At 30.1% G+C, this 17,360-nt stretch carries 8 protein-coding genes; 1 reads left to right on the top strand and 7 read right to left on the bottom strand.

Annotation, left to right across the window (positions count from 1 at the left end; all coding sequences use genetic code 11):
• Positions 1-2 precede the first annotated feature (2 nt).
• The gene (locus BLU40_RS10020; protein WP_090122971.1) at positions 3-1,157 is read left to right on the top strand and encodes a C1 family peptidase; all 1,155 of its coding nucleotides are present in this window, start codon (positions 3-5) and stop codon (positions 1,155-1,157) included.
• A 134-nt stretch (positions 1,158-1,291) separates the two neighbouring features.
• Here the strand turns inward: BLU40_RS10020 and BLU40_RS10015 are convergent, their stop codons facing one another.
• From BLU40_RS10015 to BLU40_RS09985, 7 genes are all read right to left on the bottom strand, one after another.
• Positions 1,292-3,100 carry a beta-agarase gene (locus BLU40_RS10015; RefSeq protein WP_090122969.1) on the bottom strand — a complete coding sequence of 603 codons (1,809 nt, stop codon included), beginning with the start codon at positions 3,098-3,100 and terminating at the stop codon, positions 1,292-1,294.
• Between the two features lie 3 nt (positions 3,101-3,103).
• Positions 3,104-4,072 (bottom strand): hypothetical protein, encoded by a 969-nt coding sequence (locus BLU40_RS10010; RefSeq protein ID WP_090122967.1) that lies wholly within the window; start codon positions 4,070-4,072, stop codon positions 3,104-3,106.
• Positions 4,073-4,224: 152 nt separating this feature from the next.
• Positions 4,225-5,652 carry a sulfatase-like hydrolase/transferase gene (locus tag BLU40_RS10005; protein ID WP_090122965.1) on the bottom strand — a complete coding sequence of 476 codons (1,428 nt, stop codon included), beginning with the start codon at positions 5,650-5,652 and terminating at the stop codon, positions 4,225-4,227.
• 213 nt (positions 5,653-5,865) lie between these two features.
• Positions 5,866-7,968, bottom strand: coding sequence for a glycoside hydrolase family 97 protein (locus BLU40_RS10000; RefSeq protein ID WP_090122963.1), 2,103 nt, complete (start codon positions 7,966-7,968; stop codon positions 5,866-5,868).
• 9 nt (positions 7,969-7,977) lie between these two features.
• The gene (locus tag BLU40_RS09995) at positions 7,978-11,238 is read right to left on the bottom strand and encodes a glycoside hydrolase family 2 TIM barrel-domain containing protein (RefSeq protein WP_090122961.1); all 3,261 of its coding nucleotides are present in this window, start codon (positions 11,236-11,238) and stop codon (positions 7,978-7,980) included.
• A gap of 126 nt (positions 11,239-11,364) precedes the next feature.
• Positions 11,365-12,894 (bottom strand): sulfatase family protein, encoded by a 1,530-nt coding sequence (locus tag BLU40_RS09990; RefSeq protein WP_090122959.1) that lies wholly within the window; start codon positions 12,892-12,894, stop codon positions 11,365-11,367.
• 152 nt (positions 12,895-13,046) lie between these two features.
• The gene (locus tag BLU40_RS09985) at positions 13,047-17,315 is read right to left on the bottom strand and encodes a hybrid sensor histidine kinase/response regulator transcription factor (protein ID WP_090122957.1); all 4,269 of its coding nucleotides are present in this window, start codon (positions 17,313-17,315) and stop codon (positions 13,047-13,049) included.
• Positions 17,316-17,360: the final 45 nt, after the last annotated feature.

The following is a 17,360-nucleotide window of genomic DNA, read 5'->3' as shown; positions in this document are numbered from 1 at the left end:
TTATGAAAAAATACATACTTACAATTAGCATTTTTGCCAATGCCTTATTATTTGCTCAAGAAGGCAATACAGTAAAAGTTAATTTACCAAGCCAAGAAACTTATAATTTTACAACCGTTGTAGATGTAGAAGCTTCTGCAGTAAAAAGCCAAGGAATTACTGGTACTTGCTGGAGTTTTGCTTCTTCTTCTTTTATTGAATCTGAAATTTTTAGAACTTCAGGTGAAATGATAGATATTTCTGAAATGTATAATGTACGCTATACGTATCCAAAAAAAGCTTGGAATTATGTAATGCGTCAAGGTAAAATACAATTTAGCGAAGGTGGTTTAGCGCACGATGTTCTTAATTCAATTAATCAATTTGGTTTAGTACCAGAATCTGCATATTCTGGGCTTTTAAATGGCGCTACAAAACACGATCACAAAAAAATTGTTCCCGAATTAAAAGTGGTTTTAGATGCATACATTAAAAACGATAAAGATTCAAAAACACCTAATTGGAAGGTGGCAGTAGATTCAATTTTAGATAAACATTTAGGTAAAACTCCAGATAACTTTTTATTCAACAATAAGTTTTACACACCTAATACGTTTTTAAAAATGACAAAATTAAAAACTTCAGATTATGTTACATTAACTTCATTTTTACATCAACCATACAATACTTCATTTGTATTAAACATACCAGATAATTTTTCGAACGGTTTATTTTATAATATTGAATTAGATGATTTAATTGTTGAAGTAGATAATGCACTTAAAAAAGGTTATACTCTTGCGTTAGATTGCGATGTTTCTGAAAAAACATTTTCATCTAAATTTGGTGTTGCAATTATACCAAACAATCCAGAAAACAATAAAAAAGGACTTACATATATTGTTGAAGAAAAAAATATTACTCCAGAATTTAGACAACAAGAATTTGAAAACTTTAATACTACTGATGATCATTTAATGCACATTGTTGGTATGGTTAAAGATCAAAAAGGCAATGAATATTATAAAGTAAAAAACTCTTGGGGAGGCAATAGCGAAAGAATTGGAAATGATGGTTATGTTTATATGAGCAAACCGTTTTTTAAGCTTAAAACTATTTCGGTTTTAGTTCATAAGGAAGGACTTAATAAAAAGCTTAGAAAAAAACTAAGTTTATAAAAAAGCTTATCTAAAAAGCTAGAAAACATCCTTTTGAATTTACTTCAAAATCTCATTATATAACAATCAATCATTTTGAGAACCTGAATGAAATACAGGTTGATGCTAATTTCACTTTTTAGACAAGCTTTTTTCTAGTTATAATTTTCTACATTTAAAATTACTGAACTAACGTGCCCTCCACCATCTGGAAAAGTAATTTTAACAGAATTATTACCTTCTTTTAAGTATTTATAATCAAATGGAATATTGATAACTCCAAAAAAGGCATCTCTAGGTTTTTGATCATAACCAGCCCAGTTATTTGGAACATTTATTTTATTACCATTTATGGTTATAATTGGTTGTTTACTTAATTCGTGTTTTCTACCTAACCCCATTTTTAATGCAGTACGTCCACTTGAAGCTAATTTTACATCTTCAATTTCAAAACTCAATTCATTATTAGCTTCAATTTTTTGAAGATAAGATTTGGTGTAGAAATTTTGTTCTTTTATCGTTTTCTTAAACTCAACTTTATCAACATCTATTTCTAAAATAACTGTTTCACCTTCCTTTAAAATAATTTCACTAATATTAATTTGATTTGTAAAAAACACCAATTTTGGAATATTAGTTTCTGTTAAATACAATCTTTTTAATGTTATGTTTTTGATTTGGTTTTTACTATTGTTAAGAAAATCTAAAGCAACTTTTTGCTCTTTTGTATCTATATTATTTAAGGCAACATAAACCTTATTTGTTTTTGCAAAAGCATGTACTTGAATGTCTGGATTGTTTGATGCAATGTCAATTCTATTTCCTTCAACACCTTTCCATAATTCATAAAATTTCTTTAAGTGTGTGTATTTATATAAACCACTCTTCGTTTTTCTAAGCATTACCCAAGGGTAAGGGTTACCATCAGCATTTCTTGTATCATTGTAAAACCAAGTAGCTTTCCCTGTTATAAATGGAACTGCTTTTAACAATCTATCTGATTTATCAAGTAATGACATTAAAATTTTGTTATAGGACACTAAACAAATTCCGTCTGAGGCTGCAGAATACGGTTTTCCTTGCATTCCTTTTGCTGTATAGCCATATTCTGAAATAAGATGAGGTTTTACAACTCCCCATTTTTTATAGCTATACGCTTCTATTAAATCAAGAATTGCTTCAGAATTACTACCAGAACGGTAAGTAAAGTTTCCTGTTACGTTTCTTCCATCGTAAATATGAGTTGAAAAGAAATCCATATTTGCTCCAGCAATATCCATAAATTTCTTCATCCTTGTATTCCAATGATCAAAGTCTTTCATATCAACCTCTGGCCAAGCTGAGCAATAGCCACCAACCATAATGGCTGGAACTTCTTCATGAATTTTTTTCCCTACTTCATTGTAAAGTTTACTCATCTCTGTAATAACCATATTCGATTTATCCCAAGATTTAACAAAATCCATTGTATGTACAAAAGGTTCATTAATTACCTCGTAATATTTTGGCATAACTGGATACGCATTTTTAATATATTCAGCATTATATGCGGCTACTTTTTCATAATCTACGTTTAACTGAAAAGCTTCACGTGGATGATCTGTAATAATTAAATCTCGAGTTTTATAATCTTTAAATAACGGTGAATTTACATAATGGCTTGCATTCTTTTTAGCAAACGCTTTAGCGTTATTTATAGTTGGTTCAATACTTTTTTTATTTCTAAAAGGTTTTGCAGCCCCAAATGTTCTTCCAAATTCGATTCCTAGTTTGTTGAATAAATAATTTGATTCCGATTCAAGAGCAAAATCTGTATATGAACCATGCATTGAAAAGTATTTTTCTCTACTTAATTCACTTTGATCTCCAATAAATTTTTGGGTAGAAAAATCTACACTTACTTTGTTTTGTGCATTAGACAATACACAAACAAATAAAACTATATAAACTAAATGCTTTTTCATAATTTAAAACTTAACAAATTTGTAATAATCATCTGTACTTGTAATTGCGAAATACGCCCCTTGTGGCAAGCCTGTTAAATCAATAGAATTAGATTTTGCAACCTCTATTAACGTTTGTCCATTCATAGCAATTATTCTAATAAAATCATAAGTTGTATTGCCTGGTAATGTTAAAATTTTAGATGCTTTATTTAAAGAAATTTGTATACTCTTCTCATTCACCTCTTTAATAGTTAACTTTTTTACTGCCTTAATTACTTTTACTCCAGAAATTTCTTTTTGGGCATATGTTTTTTTATCAAAAGCTTCTTGATCTCCAAAGGTTAACAAAAATTTATATTTGTCACCTTCTTTTAAAGGTGCTAAAGGAACTTCAACTTTTTTGGTTCCTTTACCTGGCTCTACCGTAATTTTTTGAGAAGTTGCAATCCATTTACTTTCATCCCAGATAGAAACTTGAATAAATTGTGGTTTACTAACACTATAATCTATATTAAATTTTTGAACATCTGCACTTTCAACTACCGTTGGTGTAGCTAATGAAAACGAAGCATCATCTACAAAAGGAATGTCTTTTTTTACAAACTCTAAATTATTTATTACTCTAGCAGCTATTGTAGTTCTCCAATCACCTCCTTTAGGTTTTATAGATAAAACTAATCTATAACCAGCTCCAAAACCTGGTGATTTATTAGGTGCAAATTGAATTTCTTTAATACCTTGCCCTTTATTAACACTTATTGTTGTACCAGCCCAATATTTATTTGGACCACCGCTAAGTTCAACACTAATATCTCTATTACCTGTTGCTACATAACCTACTTTAAAAGTGTAAGAACCTTGACTTTTCATTATTACTGGAACAGATTTAATAAATAACACTTTATCTACATCTTGAGCCTTTAAATTAATAGAACAAGTGACAATAAATAACACTATAAAATATAGTTTTTTAGAATTGAATATATTCATAATTGATTTTGTTTAAAACTTCAAATAAAAGTATAACTTCATACAAAAATCAACTATATCAATTGTCCTATTTACTACTTCAATTGATTAATAAAAACAAAAAAAGAGAAGTATTAAATACTTCTCTTTTTAATTATCTATTTTACAATATATTATTTTTTTGCTTTAGGTCTTAAAGATCTGTTTCTTGTTGCTTGAAATCTTTTTTCTTCTTTTAGTACATTCTCTGGGTGAGGATCAAACCATTGTGGAGGAATATTTTTCGAATCCCACTCCTTATAAGCGGCTTCTAATTCAGCCATAACCTCTGGATGGTTACCTGAAATATCAATTCTTTCATAAGCATCTTTTTCTAAATCAAATAACAAGGTTTTATCCTTATAAGAACTTTTATACAACTTAAAGTTTCCTTTTCTTACAGCATATTCAAATCCACCAACTGAACGCCAAAACATAATTTCGTGTGGCTTATTTGTAACTTCTTTATTTATATATGGCAGTAAATCTTTTCCTTCCAATTGTGTTTCTTTAGAAGCATCTCCTCCAGCTAAATTTAACAACGTTGGAAATAAATCTAAAGATATAACTGGCTCGTCATACACTTGGTTTGGTTTAATTCCGTTTGGATATGTAATATAAAACGGAACTTTAATTCCACCTTCAAACAACATTCCTTTATGTCCTCTATAAGGTCTATTATCTGCGTGCTCGGCTCTACCTCCGTTATCACTTAAATAAACAATAACAGTATTGTTTTTCATTCCATTTGCAACCAAAGTTGAATCAATTCTACCAACAGAATGATCTACCCCATTTACCATTGCTCCGTAAATACTTCTACCAGCATACTCAATGTGTTTTGTTTTTTCTAAATAACGTTTTGTTGCGTGATCTGGCGCGTGAGGTGCATTATAAGCCAAATACATAAAGAAAGGTTTTTCATCCTTTTTTGTAATAAAATCTATTGCTTCATCAGTAAAATCATCTGTTAAATAAGTTAATTCATCTTCTGGAACAACTTTTCTATCTCTATAAATTGTATTGATTTTATTTTTTGAAATTCCCCAAAAGTTCATTCCTCCACCTGGAAAACCAAACCAATGGTCAAATCCTTGTGCTGGTGGCCATAAATCTTCGTGATCTCCTAAATGCCATTTTCCAATTGCACTTGTTCTATATCCTAATTCTTTAAAAGCCTCAGGCATCATTTTTTCAGATAACGGAGTACCAACTGTTGCGTCTCCTTCCATATCATAAGGCATATTACAATCGTGACCAAAACGTGCCTGATAACGACCAGTTAACAAACCTGCTCTAGACGGACTACAATATGGGTGTGATACATATCCATTTGAGAAAATAACTCCTTCTCCAGCCATTTTATCTAAATTTGGTGTTGGAATATCTGTTGCACCGTTAAAACCAACATCTGCCCAACCTTGATCATCCGTAAGTACTACGATAATATTGGGTTTAGTTGTATTTTTCTTTTCAATTGTTGAAGTACTTTCAGTTGTTTTCTTTTCGGTACAAGAAAAACAAATGATTGCTAGTAATAAAATAGCTAGTTTAGATTTCATAATTTTATATTAATATATTTCGAAATAAAAGTAATTGAGATATTTGCAAACAAATTATTCATTTGTTTTTATAACTACTACATATGATTAATTACACATATAAGAAATAAATTCAGAAAAGCGTAATTTTCATCAACTTGAATTTATTTCAGGTACTCACATGATTTGTTATCAGTCAGATGAGATTCTGAAACAAGTTCAGAATGACGTGTTCTAATCTAATACTTTAAACTGAATTGCTTGTCCTCCACCAGCAGCAAGCTTAATTTTTAATTTATCTTTTGAAAAAACTTCTTTTGTTAAAATCTCGAAAGCTTCAGGATTTGAATCCCAATCTGTATCCGCGGCATCAGCATAAATTGTAGCTTCATATTTTTTTCCTTCAGAAAGAAATGATAAATTAATTTCAAACTCCCTTGAATTTTCATCGCTTATACTTCCTAAATACCAATTTTCAGTTCCTCTTTCTTTTCTAGCAACTGTATAATAATCTCCAATTTTACTATTTAAAACTACACTTTCCGACCAATTTGTTGGTACATCTTTAATAAACTGGAACGCTGCATTACCTTCATAATTCTCAGGCAAATCTGCTGCCATTTGAATTGGGCTGTACATTGTTAAATAATATGCTAATTGCTTACAAATTGTTGAACGAACTCTAAATTTCTTTCCCTTTGCCCAATCTTTATCAGGTAAAATCATATCGAAAATACCTGGTGTATAATCTATTGGTCCACCTAAAATTCTTGTAAATGGTAAAACAACTCCGTGCTCTGGAGAATTTCCAACACTCCAAGCATTGTATTCTTGACCTCGCGCACCTTCTCTAGCCATTAAATTAGGGTATGTACGTTGTTCTCCTGTAAATTTAATTGGTTCGTGATTTACAATTAGCAGTTTATGTTTAGCTGCTGCTTGTGCCATTTTTTTATAATGACGTACCATATATTGACCGTGATGATGTTGACGATATGTTTTTTTATCGTAATCGTAATTTACATCTCCAGTATAGCCAACTTTTACCGTTTTCATTCCTAAATCTGCACACATTTTATAAAGCTCATCCATTGCAGGCTCGTAATGATCTATATCTGAAATAGTTTCGTGATACATCATCATTCTTACTCCTTTTTCAGCCCCATATTTACAAACTTCTTCAAGATCAAAATCGTCTGTTGAAGTTTTCCAATCAAAAATACCATAACCAGTCCAAGAGCCTTCCATATTGTCCCAACCTTTGTCCCAACCTTCAATTAGCACATCAGGAATTCCGTGTTTAGCTGCAAAATCTATATGATATTTTGCATTTTTTGTATTTGCTCCGTGTGGTTTTGTTATGGGTCTACCAAATTGAGTTTTTTCAGCCCAAGCCGTTTTTCCTATATGTAATTCCCACCAAATTCCAATGTATTTATAAGTTTCAATCCAATCTGTTGTTTCATAAGCACACGGCGGATTCAAATTCATAATTAAATCTGACTCTACTAACTCTCCTGCCGTTTTACCAATTTGAATAGTTCTCCAAGGCGATTTAAATGGTGTTGAAGCTCTCACTAAATCTCCATTTAGCCAAGGTGTTAGGTGCGCTTTTAATTTTGACCCATCTAACGTATTTAATAAATTCATTCCAGCATAATCAGTTAAATCAGCTTCGTGAATACTTACAACTAAATTATCATTCACTTCAATAGTTGTTGGCGTATTTGCCATGTTTGCACGTTCCTCTTTATCAGGTCTACGAGCAAACTTTATTGAATCACCTATTTTACTAATTGGTGATTTGTAATATACTTTTTCGTAATTATCGTAATCAGCAAAATTCCACCAAGCTTTATAATCTCCATTAAAATTAAACTCCGTTAATTCATCAGTAATTACAAAATCTTTCAAATTTTCTTGCTCTGGAAAAACATACCTAAACGCAACACCATCATTATAAGAACGCGCAATTACATCTACTAATAAATTAGACTCCTTTTGCTTTAAATGAAGTGTTAATTCGTTAAAATTATTTATAACAGTTTCTCTTTGTCCCCAAACGGTTTTCCATTGTGTATTTTCAGAATTTTCTTCAGAAGAAAGAATTTCAAAATCATTTTTTAACGATTGATTTTTTAATTTAAACCCTAAAGCGGATGGCTTTATAAATTTTAATTCTGATGTACTTACACTATAAAATAACTGCCCTTCTTCATTTAGTTCAAACGTAATTACATTTTTACTGTTAGGCGATTCTATTCTAGTGCTTACCTTTTCTGAAGGCAAACAAGCTGCAAATAATAGAACTACAAATAAGTAAACTATTTTTTTCATAACGAATTGTTAGAATTTGATCCTTTCTGGCTTCACCTTAGAATTAAAAGGTACCAAATAGAATGAATAATTATAAGTTCCAGGCTTGTTTAAATATGCTTCATGAGCTTGTGCACGATGAGACCAAGTATTATCTCCACCAACACCTTGTTGAGATAAATCAATATTTACTGTATAAACATCACGCTCTTTTAACTCATTTAAAAATTTAGCTTCTTGTAAATTATCTATGCCATATGAAATTACACTAAAATTAATTGGTTGATCACCTTTAACAACAATTCCTTTATTTCTTATATCTAACAAACTAAACCAACTCGTTCCTGTATGATTTCCATATTCTTCTGGATATACATATTTGTAGTTTATATTTTCAGGTTTTCCGGAGTATAAACCTATATGTGACCCATATTGTCTATCAGAATAGTTGGCCTGAGGACCTTTACCTAAATATTTCAGTTTACCAAAGTTTTTAGAAATATCGAAAGTCATTCCAATACGAGGTGCATTTGGCGCACCATTATCAATTATAGTATTGTAATCTACTTTTACTTCTCCACTTCCTAAAACTGTATAAGTTAAATTAACATCAGCTTTTGGGTTTTCAATAACTCCTTCAACTCTAATTACTGCTTTTCCTTTTTCATCAGATTTAACAGTTGTATTCTTAATTTTTAGTCTATCACCAGCTTTCATCCAATCTAATTCTGATTCCAATTTCATTGATTTTCTATAAGCTTCGTCATTTTCAGTTTCTGCTCTCCAAAAATTCAATTTTAATGGTGTTTTTAAAATATTAGCTCCATTAATTTTATATTTTGAAATATAACCAGTTGTTTTATTTACTTCAAGAGAAACATATGTATTACTTACATTAATTAAGCTTTTTGTTTCTGAAACTATTAAATTTCTATTACTTTTTAAAGTTGACGGTTGAGCCACTTTATAATCCATTTTGAATTGCTCCTCGAAAACAACATAGCCCTTGTTCTCCCACAACTCATTTTCTTTTAATTTACCTTGAATGTTGATATAATATTCACTAGCTGTTTTTAATTTAGGCTTTTTAAAATCTATTCTTAGTTTACTAGTTTTATAAGGTTTTGTATTTAATGATAGTACATTTCCTTGTTGAATAACTTTTCCGTTTTCAGTAATGTTCCAATACAAATCGTATTTAGATAAATCAATTGCATGATGACGATTTAGAATTTCAAATTCACCTTTTAAAGTATTAACTGCAGTAATTACAACTGGCTGATTTACTTTTTTACATTCGTAAATTTCTGGTTTAGGCGTTCTATCAGAAGCAATTATACCATTAATACAGAAACTTCCATCATTAGGCGTATCTCCATAAGAACCTCCATATGCATAATACTCTTTGCCGTTTTCATCTTTTCTTAATATACCTTGATCAATCCAATCCCAAATATAACCTCCTAGTGCTCGATCATTTTTATAAATAACATCCCAATAGGTTTTCATATTTCCTACAGAATTACCCATTGCGTGTGCATATTCACACATAAGTACTGGAATATGTTTAAATTCTGCCGTATCATCTATTAAGGCTTGTAATTCTGCTGGTTGTGGATACATTCTACTAATCATATCTACCCAAGGTGAATCTGAAGGATTTCCCTTACCATGTTGAAAGAAATTCTTTTTATAATCAGGGTGAGAAGGAATACCTTGAGCACCTTCATAATGTATATAACGAGTAGAATCGAACTCTTTAATCCAACTTGCCATTGCAGCATGATTTGGACCTGTACCAGACTCGTTACCTAAACTCCAAATAACAATACTTGGATGATTTTTATCTCGCTCTACCATACGAACAGCACGTTCTAAATAGGCATTACTCCATTCTGGAACATTTGATAATAACCCACGAACACCATGTGTTTCGAGGTTAGCTTCGTCCATTACATAGATTCCGTATTTATCACATAAATCATAAAAATAAGGATCGTTTGGATAGTGAGAAGTTCGTACTGCGTTGAAATTAAATTGTTTCATTAATTTAACATCTTCTTCCATATCAACTCTCGATACGGTTTTACCATTTATATGATCGTGATCGTGACGGTTTACACCAATCATTTTTACAGGATTTCCATTAACTAAAAAGCGTCCTCTCTCATCAATCTTAACCTCTCTAAATCCAACTTTTGTACTTGTATGTTGAATTGAATTTCCTTTATCATCTTTTACCTCAAATAAAAGTGTATATAAATAAGGATTATCAGAAGACCATTGTTTTGGAGCCTTTACTTCAGTTTCAATTAAACCAAAATATACATTATCACGTTGTGGATAAAACTCCCCAAATATCTTTTTGAATTTAGTAGTTGTAGATTCTCCAACCTTGTTTCCTTCAGCATCTCGTAATTCGGTAATTAACTCCCAATTATCAACAGTTGTTTTAAGGTTTGTGTTTCCAAATTCACCAATTTTTGCAACATACTTATTTTTTATATTGGCAATAAGTTTTGGTCTAACTTGTAATAAGGCATTTTCGTAATTAGTATCAAAATCAGTTCTAACTGTAAAATCATTCAATCTAACTTTTGGTATTGCCTTTAAATAAACTTCACGTTCAATTCCACTCATTCTCCAATGATCCTGAGCTTCTAAATAACTTCCATCACTCCATCTAAATACTTTAACAGCAACTTTGTTTTTACCATTAACTAAATGCTTTGTAATATCAAACTCTGCAGATAAGCGAGTATCTTCACTATAACCTACAAATTTTCCGTTTACCCAAACATAATAAGCCGATGAAACCCCTCCAAAATGAAGAATAACATCTTTATCTCTCCAAGAAGCATCTACTTCAAAAGATTTAATATAATGACCAACCGGATTATCATGATGATTTATAAAAGGATAATCATTAAAAAATGGGTATGTTGAATTTGTATAAATTGGAGTTCCATATCCTTTCATTTCCCAATTTGAAGGAACATCAATAACATCCCAACTTGATGCATCAAAACTTACTTCTTGAAATGTTTTAGAAGCATCTGCAGGATTAGCAACCCAACTAAATTTCCAATCACCATTTAATGATTTGTAATATTTTGAAACTTCTCTTTCTCCTGCTAATGCCTGAGATTCGTTTTCAAAATTGTAAAAAGTTGCTGTTGAAGGCAATCTATTTATTTGATTTACATTAGGGTTTTCCCAATCATTCTTTTGCTGAGAAAAAATAACAGTTGTAAAAAATAATGTTAGAACTAGTGTTGTAATATTTTTCATTGAGTAAATTTTATGGTAACAAAAATAATTCGGGCACTCTTAATAAACTATCAATATTGATTTAAATAAGAATACTATTGGTTTATTCATAAAAAAAAGCCGCAATTTAAATTACGGCTTTCTATTTTAGTTTTTATAAAACTCATTATAAATACCTGATATATCGAGCGGATCATCCATTTCTTTTTGTAATACTAACAACTCATCAAACATTGTTTTTATTTTAGCCTTATTTGCTTTATCAACAGCTAAATCATTCATTTCTTCAGGATCATTGTTCATATCAAATAATAATATTTTATTCAATTCTGGATAAACCATTAATTTGAATCCATCTTTTCTAATCATACGGCTTACGCTTAAATATGCTCCGTAAATAGCGTCATAATGACTTTCTTTTCTTTCACCTTTAGCAATATCTAAAAAACTACTAAACTCTACATAAGTTGGTTTTTCTCCTCCTGCAATATCTAATGAAGTTGCCATAATATCTTGCAAATATACATCTGCATTTGAACGTTGATCCTTTGGAATATCAGGCCCGATAATTACTAAAGGTGGTCTCATACTATGATCGAACAAACTTTGTTTACCTAACAAACCGTGACGTCCCATTGCTAAACCGTGATCGGCTGTAAACATAATATAGGTATTATCCATTTTACCAGACTTTTTTAAAGCCTCAATAATTTTTCCTATTTGAGCATCAACATGAGTTATACTTGCGTAATACTCTTGTGTATGAACTTTAATAGCATATTCCGTTCTAGGAAATGGTGCTAAGGCTTCATCACGTAAATCATCACCATTTGCAATATTATGTCTGTAAGGATATTCTGGCATATAACTTTTTGGCACAGAAATATTTTCTAATGGATACATATCTACATACTCTTGAGGAGCCTGACGTGGATCGTGCGGAGCATTAAATGCCAAATACATAAAAAACGGGTTGTCTTTTTGTTTTGCTTGATCAATAAAACCAATTGCATCATCTGCTAAAACTTCACTCCAGTGTTTTCCTCCTTTCCAAAAACCTCCTTTTGAAGTATCTGTTGGCAACCAAGATTTATCATTTTCATTTAATGGACGATTATATCCGTTTGGCATAATGTCAGCAGAATTAGCGCCTTCTATTTTTGATAATGAGTCAAATTTCTTTACCATTGTTGCGTGATCCCAAGCATCTTTAGGCATACCTGGACGAATATGAGTAGTGTTTTGAAAAACCATATTAGCAGGAGCATCAACATGCCATTTACCAGTCATATAAGTATCATAACCGGCGCCTTCCATCATTTTCCCCCAAGATTTACTTAAACTAACACTGTCTTTTTTATACCAATTTTTTCTAAATTTATTCGCTCTCCAAACAAAACGCCCTGAATTAATCATAGCTCTAGAAGCTGCACAAACTGCCCCACTCCAAGATCCCATATTATAAGCATGGGTAAAAGTTGTTCCTTCTTTAACCAATTTATCCATATGAGGTGTAATAATTTCTTTATTACCTAATGCATTAATTGATGTATAAGTTTGATCATCTGTAAAAATAAAAACAATATTTGGTTTTTTATTTTTCTCTTTTTCTACTTTAGTTTTTTTACAACTTACTAAAGAAATTGCTACTAGTACTACTAACAGTTTTAGCTTCATAATTTAATTTTTAAATTAATAATGCTCGCTTAAAAATTTAAACGAGCATTATTTTAAAGTATTTAATATTTAATCAATCAATATTAGTACAAATATGATTTTTATATGTTCATTTTAAGTATACATATGTACAAAATGACAAAACAAATGATTTATTTATCATTTTTTGCCTCTCCCTCTTCTTCGGTAACTCCTTGTCTTACATACTTGCTAGGTATTACACCAAATTGTTTCTTAAAACATTTAGAAAAATATGAAGCTGTATTAAAACCAGTCATATACATAATTTCTTTTACAGATAAATCGCTTTTTTCTAGTAATTGAACTGCTCTTTTTAAACGAATATTTCTAATAAATTCACTAGAAGATAAACCAGTAAGTTCTTTTATTTTTAAATATAGATTACTTCTACTTAAACTCATTTCTTTAACTAAAAGCTCCACACTAAATTCAGAGTTCATCATATGTTTTTCTACAATGTCAATTGCTTTTTGTAAAAACTTTTCGTCTGTAGAAGTCACTGTAACTTCGTTAGGTTGTAAAGTTGTTTTTCTATTGAATCGTTTTCTAAGTTCTTCTCTATGTTTTAATATATTTTGAAGTTTAAGCTCTAATAACTCCATATCAAAAGGTTTTCTTATATAAGCATCTGCTCCAGTTCTTAATCCTTCAATCTCCCATTCTTGTGATGTTTTTGCAGTTAACATTACAACTGGAATATGACTTGTTTCTTGAACCGTTTTAAGCTTATTACAAAATTCAATTCCATCCATAACTGGCATTAAAATATCCGTTAACACAATATTTGGAACTAATTTTTTTGCTAGTTCAAAACCACGCTCACCGTTTTCCGCCTCATAAATATCGTAAAATTCACCTAAACCTTGTTTAATAACTCCTCTAATATCAGCATTATCATCAACTACCAATAATATTGGTAATTTAGATCTAGACCTTGATAAGTTTTGATCTACAATATCATCAAACACTCCAACTGCATGAACTTCCGCATTCATTTCGTTAATAAATGTTTGACTTTCTAATACATCACTAAAAGATATATCATTTATATTTTCGTATGATTGCTTATCTTTTGGTAACCAAACAACAAAGTTAGTTCCCTGTGTTTCATCACTTACAACATCTATACTACCTCTATGTAGTTCAACTAATTTTTTGGTGAAGGCTAAACCAATACCAGAACCTTCTGAGTTAATTTTTCGAACATCTCTATCTACATAAAAACGTTCAAAAATAAAGTTAATTCTATGCTTTGGTATTCCTGGTCCAGAATCTTTAACCTGAATTACAACATAATTAGATTTATCTGTTTTGGTTTTCAACCCTTCTGGAGCAGTATAATTAATACCTTCAATTATTTCAATTTCCACTGTTCCTTTTTCAGGAGTAAATTTAAATGCATTGGAAAGCAAGTTGTTCATTATTTTTTCAACAGCATCTGGATCGAACCATGTTCGTAACTCTTTACTTTTAGCATTTATTTTAAAATCTATATCTTTTTTACTACTTAAAAACTGAAAAGGTTCTCCAACTACTTTTATAAAATCGATTAAATCGCTTTTTCCAACAGTCAAACTCATTTTTCCCTTATCCATTTTTCTAAAATCCAACAGCTGATTTACCAACCTCAACAAATAATCAATATTTTTATGCATTAAACTATATTGTTCTTGTACTTTTTGAGGCTCAACGTTATCTCCTTTTTTTTGTAAATATTCTAACGGGCCTTTTATTAAAGTTAAAGGTGTTCTAAATTCGTGTGAAATATTTGTAAAAAACTCTAATTTTAATCGTTGAATTTCTTCATATTTATCTTTTTCAAGATGCTCTAACTCTAACTGATGTTTTTTAGTTGATCTAATAATTGTAAATCTTCTAAACAAAAATAAACTACCAACAAATAACAATACATAAATTAGTTTTGCAAAACTTGTTCTCCAGAATGGAGGAATAACATTAATTTTTAGAATTGATGGAGATTCATCCCATAAACCATCGTTATTAGAAGCTTTAACTTTTAAAGTATACAAACCTGGTTCCAGATTTGTATAAGTAGCAAATCTTTTTTCTGAAGATGTATAAATCCAATCGTTATTAAACCCTTCTAATTTATACGCATATTTATTTTTTTGAGGAGCCGCATAATGTAAAGCTGCAAATTCAAAAGAAAAGCTATTTTCTTTATATTCTAAATCTATTTGATCAATTTCATTTATAGATTTATTTAATATTACTCTTCCGTTAACTTCTTCATTTATTCCAATAGGTTTATTAAAAATTGAAAAACTTGTAATTACAGTTTCAGCTTTAACCGAATTATCTTTAATTTCATCAGGAAAAAAACTATTAAAACCACTAACTCCACCAAACATCATTTCTCCGTTACTTTTTTTGAAATGCGCTAACTCACCAAATTCATCATTCTGCAACCCATCATTTGTGTCATAATTCTTAAAAACCTCTGTATTTGGATTAAATTTTGATAAACCTTTATTAGTAGACAGCCATAAATTACCATCATTATCTTCTAAAATTCCTTTAATTACATTATTTGGCAGTCCGTCTTTTTCAGAATAAACCTTAAATGAATCACTTTTTCCATCAACCGATCTAATAAGTTTATTTAAGCCTCCTCCAAACGTTCCAAACCACATTTCTCCTTTATCGCTTTCATAAATAGATAAAATATAATTATGACTTATACTATGTTCATCATCTTTTATATTTTTATATATTCTAAACTTTGGATTCTTTTTTGAAGTTTCTTTTTTTGTTAATCTCGACAACCCATTTCCTGTTGCAAACCAAATATTACCTTTCCTATCTTCAACAATATCTCTAATAATATCGTTTGAAATACTTTTATTATTATTAATATTATTTGATAAAATATCTCTTTTGTAATCACCTATAGAATCACTTTTTAAACACCTAATTACCCCAGTAGAATAAGTTCCAACCCATAAGTTTTGCGAACTATCCTCTAACAAAGAAAAAACGCTTGAAATACCACTAAACAAAGGAGTTAAACTAGTTTCAGAAATATTAGTAAAATTTGTTATATCTACTTTGAAAATACCTGGGGAATTTTGCCCCCCAACAAGTACAAACTTCTTATCCCCTCGTTTTATTTCTTTGATAACAAAAGGGTTAGCAACTTTTTTAATATTAATAAATTTATTATAATTTTTACTATCTTCTTTTTTCAATATATTTAAACCTCCACCTTCAGTACCTACCCATAATGTACCATTACTATCTTCAAAAATGGAGCGTATATTATCATTACTTAAACTGTTGAGATCTGATGTTTTTTGAATAAGTTTAAATTGTTTGCTCTCCGGATCAAAAATATTAACTCCACCTCCATTTGTTCCAATCCAAACAATTCCAGTTTTATCAACAAATAATGATGTAACTTCATTTTTACTTAAACTACTAATCGTACTTTTTGGATCGTATGTATATTGATTCAAAAATTTAGGTTTCTGATTTTTTTCACTATTTTCAAAATGGTATAATCCTTCTGTTCCTCCAACCCAAATGTGTCCATTTCCAACAGCAATATTGTTTCCTCCTCGTAAAGGAACTTTTAATAACTTGTGAGTTTGCTCTTTTAAATCAACTATATGCAACCCGTTAAAAGAAGTTATTAGCAATCTACCAAACTCATCTTCACGTATACCTCTAATGGACGTAGGTGCCCAGTTTAAGGATACATTCAAATTCTGAAAGTTATAATTCCCTTGCTTATCTTTTACCACCTTAAACAACCCTTTGGGACCACCAATTAAAATTTGATTCTGACTATCTTGAAATATAAATGTAATTGTACAATATCCTTTTGCCGATTTAAAATTATCCCGGCTTAATTTAAAATGATCGAATTTTAATGAATCTAAAGATTTGGAAACGTCAACAACATCTAAACCTGTTCTAGTTGAAACCCAAAGACGCTTTTCATTGTCTAAAAACACATGCTTTACATAATCATTATTTAAGCTATTTTCGTCTTTATCATTATGAGTAATATGTTTAAATTTCTCAGTAGTTTTATCGAAATAATTTAGTCCATTCCCTGTAGTACCTATCCACAAATTTCCATTGTTATCACCAACTATGTTCCAAATTAATGTACTATTTATACTATAATTATCATTTGCTTTAGGTTTATATATCGAAAAATTATATCCATCATAACGGTTTAACCCATCATGAGTACCAAACCACATAAAACCTTTATTATCTTGATAAATTGCATTTACATCATTTTGAGACAATCCATTTTTTGTAGATAAATGGTCAAAACTTATTGAACTTTGAGCAAAGCTTGAATTAGTGAATAAAAAGCCTACTACTAACAATATTACTAGTGGCCAATATGTAAACTTATTTCTCATTAAAAAACGATATTTATTAGTAATATTTGGTGAATCACTTATACA

Source organism: Lutibacter oricola (genome assembly GCF_900106565.1).
Taxonomy (GTDB): Bacteria; Bacteroidota; Bacteroidia; order Flavobacteriales; family Flavobacteriaceae; genus Lutibacter; species Lutibacter oricola.
The sequence above is the reverse complement of the archived record's forward strand: the minus strand, read 5'-3'. Positions and strand labels throughout refer to the sequence as shown.